Genomic DNA, 12,406 nt, shown 5'->3' with positions numbered 1-12,406 from the left:
GTGGTGTGAGAGGTCAGGGGCTAGCCGCCCCTATCTACTCGATTGAATATTTGCCGGCCGCTCCCGAAGTATTTTGACAAACCGGTCCACGATGTCCGGATCGAATTGCGTGCCTTTATGCTCGCATATTTCTTGAATGGCGCTGTTTATGTTTTTCCCTTGGCGGTAAACGCGGCTGGAAGTGATGGCGTCAAAGGAATCGGCTACGGCCATAATGCGGGCGAACAAAGGAATTTGCTCCCCCTTCAATCTTTCCGGGTACCCCGTACCGTCATAACGCTCGTGGTGATACAAAATCATATCCAAGATCCCGTTATTCCGAAACGCGGAAATATGCTTCACCATATCGTAGCCGATTCTCGGATGCCGCTTAATCATTTCGTACTCCGGTTCCGTCAAGCTTGATTGCTTGCTCAAAACGGACTCCGGAACCCCGATTTTTCCGATATCGTGAAGCAGACCGCCGATGTAAATATTGTCTTGCACCTTCTGCGGCAATCCGAGCTCCGCGGCGATCGCTCGGGCGTATTTGGCGACGTTCTCCGAATGAGTCGCGGTATACGGGTCCCTCGAATCAAGCGATTTCGCGAGCGCCAGCGTCAAATTCAGCAAATTTTCATGCTCTCTCGAATAGGACTTTACGATGGCGGAAACCGAAAACATGGCAAGCAAGAACACAATTCCGTCAATGACGATTGCGTAAAAAGGCGGCGGTTCGAACGGAGCGAATTGGTAATAGCACCAAGTAATCAATACCGCAATGAGGACTTGAAGCCATATCGTTCGCCAAAAGGCGATTCCCGCAATCGCAATATCGACAAGATACAAGCCGTTCAAGAACTTATCCGGAAACATAAATCCGTCAATCCACACCGTAATCGGAAAAACCACAAAAAATGCGGCGGAATAGAGCTTAGAGCGTCCATTCCCCGCCGCCTTTGCACGAAGCCGATTCATCGATAAACCTCGCCTTCCCCCTCGTAACGTGGTCATTTTTTATACCCATTGGCGAGCTGGATCAGCTTGGCAATCCCCGATACCTCCACAATAAGCCCGACCGTGCCGTCGCCGAGAATCGTCGCTCCGGAAATGCCGTCTCTCTTGCCGGCAAACCCTCCGAGCGATTTGACGACAACCTCTTGATTTCCTTTAAGTTCGTCGACGACCAAAGCCATTCTTTTTTCCCCGGTGCCGACTATAACAACCGGGATATATTTGTCCGATCCGGCCGGCCGGTTGACGCCGAAACAATCGTGAAGCCAAATTAACGGCATAACTTCGCCTCGGATGACGACAATCGGTTCTCCCTTGATCGTTTGAATGTCGTTGGGATTGACGCGGACAATTTCAACGACGTTGCTCATCGGGATAATGAACGTTTTCGCATTCAATCCCACAAGCAGACCGGTAATGATGGCAAGTGTAAGCGGCAGCTTAATCGAAAATACAGTGCCGTCGTTGCCGCTTTCCACCTCGATCAGTCCGTTCAGCTGCTCGATGTGGTTTTTCACAATATCCATTCCGACACCGCGCCCCGAAATATCGCTAACCGAAGCAGCGGTCGAAAATCCGGGGCGGAAAATTAAGTTTGTCGCTTCCCGGTCCGTCAGCGCAAGCGCCTCATCCTCGGTAATGATCCCTTTTCTAACCGCCGCAGCCTTCATGTTGTCCGGCTCGATAGGCGCTCCGTCGTTGCGGACGGTAATGATCACTTGGTTTTCTTTGTGAGCGGCCGTAATTTGCAGCAAACCTTTGGCAGGCTTGCCGCCAGCCAATCGGATGTCAGGCGTCTCGATCCCGTGGTCGAGAGCGTTGCGGATTAAATGAATGAGCGGATCTCCGATAACCTCCAGCACAGTACGGTCAAGCTCCGTTTCCGCTCCGGCAATCTCGAGCTCCACCTCTTTGCCGAGCTGCTGCGACAAGTCCCTTACCATACGGGGAAAGCGCATGAACAGCTGCTCCAGCGGCAGCATCCGCGCCTTCATGACGCTGTCCTGCAGTTCGCCGATAATTCTCGAAATGTGGTCGGAAACTTTGTCAAGCTCATCGACGGTCTCGTCTGAAGCATATTTGGCATTCAGAATGCCGCCGATTCGGGCCACCTGCGTTTGATCGATCACAAGCTCCCCGACCAAATTCATCAATTGCTCCAGCCGCTCGACGTCGACGCGAACCGTTTTCGATTTGCGCTTTTCCTTATCTTGGAGTTCCAAGACGGTTTCTTCATCAGCCAATTCCGGCGCCTCTTGCCGATAAGGAAAAATATCGATGCTACTGACATCCGTCACGGTTGCGGCGATTTTTGCCTTCAGCTCATCCTCTTGGAACGAAGTTGTTACGATGCAGCTGAAATGCTCAGGCTCGCCGTCATCCGGCAGCGAATCCAAATCCGGGTCCGTTCCGGCTATTTCGCCCAATTCCGCAATACAATGCTTAATAAGGAAAGCCCGTGCCGTCTTCATCGGGCAATCCGGGGAAATAACGACTCGCACCGTATAAGTGAATGTTTGGGCCGAATGTTTCGAAGCATCCGTCCCTGCGAAATGCTTTAAGCGCACGACAAGGTCCGCGCTTGTTGCGAATCGGCCCTCCCCGCTTGCAAACTGGTTTTTTAATACGACCAGCAAATCCAAGCACGAGAGCAGCAAATCAATCAGCTCTCCGGAGACCGCTTGTTTGCCGCTGCGCACCAGTTCAAGAATCATTTCCATTTCGTGGGTAAGATTTTTCATTTCGACCAGCCCCATAGCGGCTGACGAGCCTTTCAGCGTATGAGCCGCTCGAAAGAGGCTTTGAACCGCCGCTTCCGGATCCTTGTCATGCTCCAGCGCAATGATGCCTTGTTCGATCTGAATAAGCTGCTCCTCAAGCTCTTCCATGAAAACCTCGATAAACTCCGAAGCTTGCATACTGCCTCCATCTCCTTTCCGCTACTGAAGAAGATGGTCAAGCTTCAGCAAACTGACCAACCCCCGATCGGTTTGCCCGATGCCCGAGAAAAATTCGCCGTCCACGCCGCCGACCCGTTCCGGCGGCGGCTGAATATTTTGAAATGTCGTCACTCGATCCACCTGGTCAACGACAATGCCGACCGCTTCTTCCTTATAGTTGACAACGACGATCCGCGTAGCCTTGCTATACGGAACTTCCTCCAAGCCGAACCGGGCCCGAAGGCTTATGACGGGCACGATTTTCCCCCTTAGGTTGATGACTCCCTTAATGTGCGCTCCGCTATGCGGCAGCTCCGTAATGGCCTGCATTTTAATAATTTCATGGATGTCGTATATTTTGATGGCGTACCATTCGTTTGCGATTCCGATTTCAACATATTGAAATTGGTTGGAAATCCCGTCCATGTTGCGAAACCCGCCTTCTATTTAATTAATCTTGAACGTGGACACGGCTTCGTTTAACTGTTCCGCGAGCTCCGCCAGCGATTGGGATGAAGATGCCGTTTCCTCCGCAGCCGCGGCCGCTTCTTCGCTAATCGCCGTTATCGTTTCAATCGATCGAAGCACCTCGGCGGATTGAGCCGCTTGCTCTTCGCTCGCCGCCGCGATTTCCGTCACCTGCTTCGCCGCCTCGTTCACTTTCACCACAATGGTTTGGAACGACTGCTCGGTTTGCTTGGACAGCGTTACCGCATTCGTTACTGCGTTAACGCTCTGCGTCGTATTGTTTTGCATTCCTTTAATGATCGTACTAATTTGCTTCGTCGCTTCGCCGCTTCGTTCGGCAAGCTTTCTCACCTCGTCGGCTACAACCGCGAAGCCGCGCCCTTGTTCTCCCGCCCGTGCCGCTTCGATCGCCGCATTCAATGCAAGCAAATTCGTTTGTTCCGCTATATCGTCGATTACTTCGATGATTTCGCCGATTTTAGCGGAGTCTTCTTGCAGCAGCGCCATTTGCTCGCTTAACTGATTCATTCCTTCAATCGACGAAAGAACGACTTGGCTCCCCTGCTCGGCGTCCGCCTTCGTTTCGTCGGAAATTTCCGCGGCAATTTCGGAGTTTTTCGCAACCGCACCGATCGCTTCGGACAATTCCTTGAACAGCTCGTTCATCTGTTGGGCGGATTGAGACTGATGAGAGCTTCCGCTGGCGATCTCCTCCGTGCTGGCGGAAATTTGCTCCGACGCCGCCGCGACGCTTTGAGCGGAGGAAATGACTCCGCCGATCAATGAACGGAGATTGCCCGTCATCTCGTTCATCGCCATGGCCAGTTGGCCTACTTCGTCTTTCGAATCCATATCCGTTGTAACGGTCATATCCCCGCCGGCGATTTTTCTGGTCGCTTCGACCATTCGATTAAGCGGTCGAGAGATAATGTTCGAAATAAACAAGCCGATTGCCACACTTAATGCGAAAGCGATAATGATGACCGCGACGGTGACGATTCGGGATGACGCATAGGCTTTCTCGCTGTCGTTGAACCCGCGCAGCGCCTGTTCGTCATTGATTCGGATTAAATCGTCAAGACCGCTGAGCAGCTCATCTCCTTTATGTTTCATATCTCCGCGGATCAAAGACTTCAGTTCGTCCGATTTCCCGTCGACGGCCAGCTTGATGCCTTGATCGATCGTATCCAAGTAAAGACCTGCCGCGGATTTTACTTTCTCATTTTGTTCTCTTTCCAAGTCGGACGAAATGCCCTTTTCATATTGCTGCAGGCTGGTTTCAAAATCCGCCCTGATTTGATCGATTCGGTCTATGTAACTGCTTTTCTCATCGCTCGTTTCAGCCATGTAAACGTCTCTGATATTTACCCGAATGCGCTGATATTGAATTTGCGCTTGCGCTAAGTACTGTGTAGGAACTAAATTATCGTTATAAATTCCTCCGACGTTGCTTTGGATTTTCGCCATGTTCATCAGCGAGTAAACGCCGATCCCCGCCAAAATGAGCGAAATTAGCACGAACGACCCTATTAATTTTTGCGATGTCTTACGATTGCGGAACCACTTCAAAGGAATTGCCTCCCTAAACGAAATTAAAAACCAAAGACTTTAATCCTATTTCCACAATATAACTTTCATCCCATTTCAACCTTCAGTTCATCGTCGATTTCCAACAAAAATCGCCATAACCAACGCTATAACCGACATAATTCACCATAATTCGACATATTTCAGCTTTCCTAAATCAAGTTTTTCATCGTCTCCAGCAGGTTGAACTGCTCTTCGCTTAGTAGTCCTTCCGGCCTAGAGGCTTCTTCCTTCGTAACAATTAACAAAATATCTTTCCATAACAGAAATAGGTCTTGCTTGTGAAAGTCGGACTTGTGAGGAGTGGCGGTCCACATTTGCAGTGTATCAAGCAGAAGCTTAAGGGCAGGCTTTCGTTCCGTTTTCAAAAGCAATGCTTTGTTTCGCAAGTAAAGGCTGAAGCATATGGCGCACCCGTCCGGAACGGACTCGTGACCGCCGTTGTCGCAATACGAGTGAGCCAACTGCAGAAGCTTCATTCCTTGCTCCAAGTTTCCCAACCGGAGTTCCATAAAACAATAATCGTTAATCGTTTTGAGCCGCAGATGATCGTCGATGAACGTACTTTTCAATACCTTGTCCCAATATAAGCGCGCATCGTGAAAATGACCGAGGTAATAGTGAATTAAACCGAGATAATGACAGCAAACGAAAATGTCCTTCGATCCTCTCTTAAAATGCATCAGCGATGCGGATAGGTGGGGTTTCGCTTGTTCGTACATTTGCAATTGAAAGTAAGCGATGCCGACTTTCCATTGCAGCGCCCCTTTCGTCTTATCGTCGACGGCGGCTTCGCCGGCAAGTTTTAATGCTTTTATCATTTCGAATAAAGCATCGACCGGCCGATTGCAATGGGTTAATGCTGTGGCAAGCTGGTAGCTGCACTTAAAGCTTTCTTTGGAGTGATATTTCACGCTGTCCGCAACACGGGAGGCAATCTCAACGAACGATTCGTAAATCTGATTGGTGCTGGAGAATAGAAACATCCTCTCAATGAGCTGAGAGGACTGCTTTTTGGACAAAGAGATCATATATTGACAATATAATCGATCATTTTATCCCGCTTCGGCAGGTTTTCCCGATAGTGAATGCACAGCAATACATAAACTTTGTAGGTTAGCCGGTATATTTGTTTCGTCCCGCCGTATTCGTTCTTGATTTGTCTGATCAGTTTGGCGACAATCCGTTTCGCAAAGAAGTAATCTCCTTCCTGTATATGTTTGGATGCAAGCTCGACAAGCGTTTTCTTATCATCGATCCTCATCAGATAGCTTTCTCTAATATCTTCATACTCAATGTCAAGCGCTTGTATAATGATATTCAACGTTTCAATCCTCGGCATGATCCTTCCGCTCTCAATATCGCTAAGATGTGAATTGTTCAGCACGAGCTCGGTTTCCTCAAATATTTTTTGCGTCAACTGTTCCTGAGTAAGTCCTCTTGACAATCTCTTGAATTTTATGAATGAACCTAAGTCGTTTTGCTTCAAATCTGTTCATACCCCTTACCTTGCAACATGCACCGGATTGCACAAATTCGAACCATTTCGCATGCTTTGGCGAATGAATTTCCTAAATTTCAGAATAAACCATATATTCCCTTTAAGTCGTTCACTCGATATTGTTGCTTTTGCTTTCTTTAGTATTATCCACTAAATTGCGACAATTTTCGACATGTTGGTTTGACGCAACTATGGCAGATTGAAGAAGAAAAAACCACTTTTTTATCGGTTCGTCGAAACCGATAAAAAAGTGGTTTTTAAGTTTAAGGGTTATGACCCTTCGGCTTGTTTATTAATATCCCCCGTCTCAGCTAACCTTATTCTCAATCCGCAGCTTGTCCGCCACCATCGCGATAAACTCGCTGTTCGTAGGCTTGGCTTTGGATATGTTGATCGTATAATACNTTAATATCCCCCGTCTCAGCTAACCTTATTCTCAATCCGCAGCTTGTCCGCCACCATCGCGATAAACTCGCTGTTCGTAGGCTTGGCTTTGGATATGTTGATCGTATAATACTAGGCATATCAAGGGTTTTCAGTTATTGTTCACTTGTATAATCCAAACACTTTATCGGGTTACAATTAAAGTATTGGTTGGCATTTTTGCCTTCCAATTTCTATTATAAATAACCCGATAAAGCTTGGCAATAACGGCTTTTAGAATAACGGTTTCATTTGTATTCTGTACCACGCAACAATTGAGTTATCGCTTTGAAGCATTGCCCTTAATTGGACATAACCACTATTCGCATTGTTATTTTTAATTGTACAACTCGTTCCATTTTGGCTTGTAATGTTTGCAAGTGTAGTGTTTGAAACTTTGTCATCAGCAAAGAGTTGCCAAGAAACCGGCTGTGAACCATCAACAATTAATGTTGCTCCATTATAAACTTCTGCATTGTACGTTTTGCTTTGACCATATTTAATTTCAATTGGTGTAGAACTCCCACTTGTAATTTGAATGGAATAGGATGCAGGTTCTTCGATAATATTAACCGTCACAGAATCCCTTAGAAACTCATTTGTTGCGTTTTGAATGATTATAGTCACCTGTCCAACACTAACGCCTGTAACAAGTCCTGAAGCGTCTACAGTGGCTATAGATTCATCAGACGATATAAACACCACAGGAGCATTGTTACTGTTCCATGTCAACTGTAATGTTTGCCCCTCATATACTTCAATCGGCTCAGGATTCGTTATTTCAACGGAACATGCTAATCCTCCAGCAATATCATTTGTAACATCATCATAAGGGGAAATTGAATCCTTCTCACAGGTTACAATTGCAATACCTTCTTTTGAAAACCGATCAATGCCAACAACCTTAAACGCAAGCCCATATTTAATGAAACGGTCATTAACCTTGATATTTCGTATTTCCTCATTGTCGGGTACATTCACATACAATTGACCGTCAGCAATCGTCATTATCTGTCCACTTTCAACGCCTAATGATTGAGTTTCAATAAACGCAGGAACGGATATAAAGACGCAGGAAGCGTTAAAAGTAATAGTGTGGGGAAGAAGTCGCATAATGCCTTTCCACTTGCCATAACGCTTACTGGCTTCCTCACTAATAATCATCCATTGTTTATCATCAAATTCGATTAAATCCCCACGCTTAAATGGTGTTAATGAACTTATCCGTTTATCATCATAATTCTGTTCTAGGTTCGTATTCGTTACCAATGTTCGAACTGTTTCACCATTTATTAATACGTCCGTTCCCATTGCCGAAAGCAAATACTCATAATCCGTTGTACTTGTTAAATCAAAATAATTAAACATGAAACCCCTCCGAATAAAAAAAGATACGGCGTAAACCGTACCTTTAAGAGTTAAACAACATAAATGTATTAGTTTGACTAGTCTCGTTATCCGATACCGCCATCATGCGTATTTTTCGTTCCAGTTGGTCTATCCGGTTTTGTAGGTTCTCAGCAAAGTCACTAACCGTAATATCATCAAGTTTGTATTTCTTCATTAAAGCAGGATCATTTGCAAGTGATTCAAGGATAGATAATGCTGTAAGATGTATTGCTCTTTTGTTGGTAGCCGATTGTGAATTATATTCATCGTCAGCATGTAAACCATTTTCTTCAAGATATACAGTTAATTCTGTATCGGGATAAACAATATTACGGATTTCCATTTTCAAACGTTCAAGATTTAACATAGTTAAGTCTCCTTTTAGTTTTTCGACAAAAGAAAAACCGCCTAGATTGGCGGCTAAACCTAATCACTTTTTTAAAACATTTTCGAATATTCATGAATAACTTCATCGTAAAGGTCATTATCTACATTTTCGATTATCAACGAACCTTTACCGTAAATGCTCTCTAATTTTGAAAAATATTCATCATAACTCTTCTTTGATGATTCCGCACCAAATGCCTGATAACTAACTGCATGAATTGCCAATTCTTTAACATAATCTAATATTGATAATTCAGCATTGGTATTGTCCTTTTTATTGTCCGGGTTTGAGAACTGGCCAATTCTTTCACTTAGTGTTCCACCAGAAATTTTTATATCTTCTTTTAGAAATTCATTAATAATAACTGCGTAGGTTAATCCTGTGTTCCAAATATCTTGCCCTACACCTTCTGGCTTTGACGCTGTTTTTGTCGATGAAGAACAGGCAGAAATAAACAGAGTAAAACAAAGTAATACTATAATTTTCCGCATATTTTTACCTCATTTCCTTTTACTTCAGCCAGCAGAATCATAGTCATTCTTTAATTTCTATTCATAATCCATTAACTCAACTCTAAACTTTTCCATTCCATCTCTCCTCTTAGTCATTACTTCAAAGTATTTTTGCTCACCCGGTCTTAATTCTTCACTTGAAGCATATGTCCAGTCCGTATCAACTACATTATCACTAGCATCGGAGTAAATTACTTTTACTTTGATGTAAGAATGAGTTGATTTACTTATATTTTTGACTGCGCCGGACACATAAATGTAATCTCCGTCAATTTCGCCTTTGGTATCAAGTATTTCAATTGGATTGGCTTCATTTCTTACTAGCTCTGCTTCTGCTTCTTTTTGCTTTTCGAACTTGTTAAAGATGTTTGCAGATATACCATCGATCTTCGCGCTTCGTTCAACATCATCTGTTATATTCAATAACTCATTTACCTGAGTTTCTGTAAGATAATAATTTTCCAGCAGTAACCGAAGTAATTCTTTCCTTTTATCCACAAGAGCATATTTTATAGCCAGATCATCTCCAGAATCTGTGTATTCAAAACCGCCAAGTAACCAATTTAACCCATTACTAAAATCTTGTACTTCATCGGCATTTTCTACGGATGCTTTATACAAGCTAATTGATGCATCAACATTTTCTATCCTTTCATTAATTTCGCTTCCAGAACAACCAACAGTTATGAGACATAAACAAATGGCTGAAATAAGAGCAAATTTCTTCTTATAATCCATTCAAGTAATCACCTCATTTTTTTCGTTTATGTGTAATGTGACATGCTAGCGGCCCCATTCTCAATTTAGGGGTATCATCATATTCAGCCTTTATGCATAATATCTGCATAAATCCATAATTAGGTTAAATCATACCACTATTTAGTAAATTTTGGCTATATCCAGACGTACTAATATAGTATTAGTCGGCTTGATTATTATAATTGGATCATGGCAGCCGAAAATAATACATAAAACACGAACAAGAATGGCTGAAAACAACCGCGACATACCACTATATATAGATTTTATATTTGAAGTTAAACACCATATATAGTAACAGGCGTGAGTTGGTCTACATATCCATTAAGATACATATTCCTTGTCACGCCTATACTTTGATTAAATCTTATTGAGAAGCATTTTCATTTAATACATTCCCGTCCTTAATCCTTTGCATCTCACCTTGTACATCAGTCACATAAGGATTACGCTCTAAGATTGATTCCAAACTGATCGCTTTCATCTCATTCAAAGCTTTCAAGTTTTCTACAATCTCCTTATCATTTTGAGGTCTAGCAAACTGGAATACAAAATCAAGTGTATCGTATTCATCATCCGTAAACTTCACATTATTATATTCAAGAAGTTTTCTTATAATCTCAAAACGCTGTTCAATACCTTCCCTCATAAACTTAGCATTAAGTGCACCCTTCATATCTGACAAACTAAACAATAATCTGATACTCACCTCTGACAAGTTGCTTATATCCGTCTTACTCATGGATACAGCAGGGATATTCGAGATATCCAACAATGCGCTTGTCAACGTCTTATACAACGATTCAAACGCTTGATGATCAAACTCATTTGAGACAAATTTAAAATCGGCTCCATCTTCTAATACAATTCCAGCCCCCACTATATCTTTAGGGATACCGTCACCCTTTAACTGTTGCCCTATTATTACAGGAATACCGCTAATGTATCTGTAATAACCGTCAGTGGCCTTAGACAAAAGGTCTTCCATTGAATCAAGGATCGAAGCAATATCAGTTAAATCTGAACGCCCTAAATTGCTAATTTCACTTTGATTACGGTAAATAATCGGCAATCCGCATAAATTAGACTTAGTATCTAATAGCCTTAACTCACCACCAATATTACTCCACGATTCAACTACATCTGGATAGTAGACTGTATAATAGTCAATCCCATCAATACAATACTGTTCAATAAAGGCTATGTACTCATTTTTATGGTCATATACAGGGTAACTATCGGCAGGATCAAAAACCTTTGATTGGATGTTCCTTTCACCATCCAAATACGGATACTCCGCAACAAAGCCGTATTTGCTCATCTTATCCAGCAAATCATAATCAACCCGATTATACTTTCCACGCTTATAAACCTTTTTGAAAGCATCGACAACATTCTTATTTCCTGTCAAAGTAATTGGATTCGACAATAGATAACCAACGCTAAAATTAATTATTGTCTTCGCATATTGAAGCACGATTTTTCTAGGCTCTACCGTTACACCGTTAAATTGATAACTTGGCTTTTTCAAAATGTCATGACTACCGCTTAAATACTCTTTGGCTTCGATAATATCATTAACCCTTTGCATATTAGAAACCTGACTTACTTCCTCAACAAACCACTCTCTACGCCCATCGTACATTTCAGTTATATATTGATTCATACGCTTTAGACCACCTCAACATAATATTTATTGTGCTTTATTCCTTGAATCGCCAACATAAACGCCTGAACTAAGTCATGATGGTGTCCGTCAGTACGTTTATTGTCCTCGGTATATGTCTGCATCTGCGAAAGTAATTCTTTGCAATGAATGTTAACCAAACCACATTCAAACTGTTCCTTCGCATCTGTTACTGCAATATTCTTAGTTGTCGCTGTTTGAAGCCATCCAAGCTGCGGTCTTATTTTCCCTTTGTCAAATTGTTTGTGCTTAAACAGATTCAGGTAAGGTTGATTTGTATCTTTGCGCAAACGCTCCAAAACTGAAATTCCTAAGCCGTTACGCTCAATGACTAGAAACGCATAATTAAAAAATAGCCCGATTTCTCGGACTACCTGAACAAATTTATATATTGGAATATCATTCCGATTAAATGAAGCATATTGTTCACCGTCAGACCCAAGAACAACAATAGTACTTGAATCATTCTTACTTCCTGCTGATACGTCAACCCCTGCAAAATAACGCATTCCACGCCTAGGAAGATTATATAGTTCCAATCCTCGACCAATATATTGTTTTAAAATTTCCGGTAATTCGAATAATTCTTTATTTCCTAATGACGGTAATGTATGACCCATTTGTTCAAGTATTTTCGTCTGATCAAACACACTTAAACCTGTACTAATAAACGCCTGAATATCTGTAGCAGGATACTCTTGATAAAATTCATTTTGATATTAGGTCAATAGAGTGGACACAGAAAATTTCGTACTTCAG

Annotated in this window: 12 protein-coding genes and 1 pseudogene; all 13 read right to left on the bottom strand. The window is 43.0% G+C overall.

Annotated elements, in window-relative coordinates; genetic code table 11:
- Window positions 1-30: 30 nt before the first annotated feature.
- Window positions 31-957 carry an HD-GYP domain-containing protein gene (locus tag PT964_RS25785; RefSeq protein ID WP_274366230.1) on the bottom strand — a complete coding sequence of 309 codons (927 nt, stop codon included), beginning with the start codon at window positions 955-957 and terminating at the stop codon, window positions 31-33.
- 32 nt (window positions 958-989) lie between these two features.
- The gene (locus PT964_RS25780; RefSeq protein ID WP_274366229.1) at window positions 990-2,912 is read right to left on the bottom strand and encodes a chemotaxis protein CheA; all 1,923 of its coding nucleotides are present in this window, start codon (window positions 2,910-2,912) and stop codon (window positions 990-992) included.
- Between the two features lie 21 nt (window positions 2,913-2,933).
- Window positions 2,934-3,359 (bottom strand): chemotaxis protein CheW, encoded by a 426-nt coding sequence (locus PT964_RS25775; protein WP_274366228.1) that lies wholly within the window; start codon window positions 3,357-3,359, stop codon window positions 2,934-2,936.
- Between the two features lie 21 nt (window positions 3,360-3,380).
- Entirely contained in the window at window positions 3,381-4,970 is a 1,590-nt protein-coding gene (locus PT964_RS25770; protein WP_274366227.1) for a methyl-accepting chemotaxis protein, read from the bottom strand.
- 170 nt (window positions 4,971-5,140) lie between these two features.
- Window positions 5,141-5,974, bottom strand: a complete 834-nt coding sequence (locus PT964_RS25765) for a hypothetical protein (RefSeq protein WP_274366226.1) — start codon at window positions 5,972-5,974, stop codon at window positions 5,141-5,143.
- A 41-nt stretch (window positions 5,975-6,015) separates the two neighbouring features.
- A complete protein-coding gene (locus tag PT964_RS25760; protein WP_274366225.1) occupies window positions 6,016-6,477 on the bottom strand; it encodes a helix-turn-helix domain-containing protein in 462 nt (153 codons plus the stop codon).
- A 432-nt stretch (window positions 6,478-6,909) separates the two neighbouring features.
- Window positions 6,910-7,002: pseudogene (locus tag PT964_RS25750) on the bottom strand (sporulation transcription factor Spo0A); the annotation flags it as partial.
- 144 nt (window positions 7,003-7,146) lie between these two features.
- Window positions 7,147-8,280, bottom strand: coding sequence for an Ig-like domain-containing protein (locus PT964_RS25745; protein WP_274366224.1), 1,134 nt, complete (start codon window positions 8,278-8,280; stop codon window positions 7,147-7,149).
- A 43-nt stretch (window positions 8,281-8,323) separates the two neighbouring features.
- The gene (locus PT964_RS25740; protein WP_274366223.1) at window positions 8,324-8,668 is read right to left on the bottom strand and encodes a hypothetical protein; all 345 of its coding nucleotides are present in this window, start codon (window positions 8,666-8,668) and stop codon (window positions 8,324-8,326) included.
- Between the two features lie 71 nt (window positions 8,669-8,739).
- Complete coding sequence (locus PT964_RS25735) at window positions 8,740-9,180, bottom strand: hypothetical protein (RefSeq protein WP_274366222.1); 441 nt, start codon at window positions 9,178-9,180, stop codon at window positions 8,740-8,742.
- 57 nt (window positions 9,181-9,237) lie between these two features.
- Window positions 9,238-9,939 carry an FxLYD domain-containing protein gene (locus PT964_RS25730; RefSeq protein ID WP_274366221.1) on the bottom strand — a complete coding sequence of 234 codons (702 nt, stop codon included), beginning with the start codon at window positions 9,937-9,939 and terminating at the stop codon, window positions 9,238-9,240.
- A gap of 388 nt (window positions 9,940-10,327) precedes the next feature.
- Window positions 10,328-11,626 (bottom strand): phage portal protein, encoded by a 1,299-nt coding sequence (locus PT964_RS25725; RefSeq protein ID WP_274366220.1) that lies wholly within the window; start codon window positions 11,624-11,626, stop codon window positions 10,328-10,330.
- Window positions 11,627-11,631: 5 nt separating this feature from the next.
- Window positions 11,632-12,297, bottom strand: a complete 666-nt coding sequence (locus PT964_RS25720; protein ID WP_274366219.1) for a phage terminase large subunit family protein — start codon at window positions 12,295-12,297, stop codon at window positions 11,632-11,634.
- Between the last annotated feature and the right edge of the window lie 109 nt (window positions 12,298-12,406).

Origin of the sequence: Paenibacillus thermotolerans (assembly GCF_028745515.1) — a bacterium.
In the GTDB taxonomy this organism is placed as follows: Bacteria; Bacillota; Bacilli; order Paenibacillales; family YIM-B00363; genus Paenibacillus_AE; species Paenibacillus_AE thermotolerans.
Note: the sequence above shows the minus strand (reverse complement) of the source record. Positions and strands in the feature narration are given on the sequence as shown.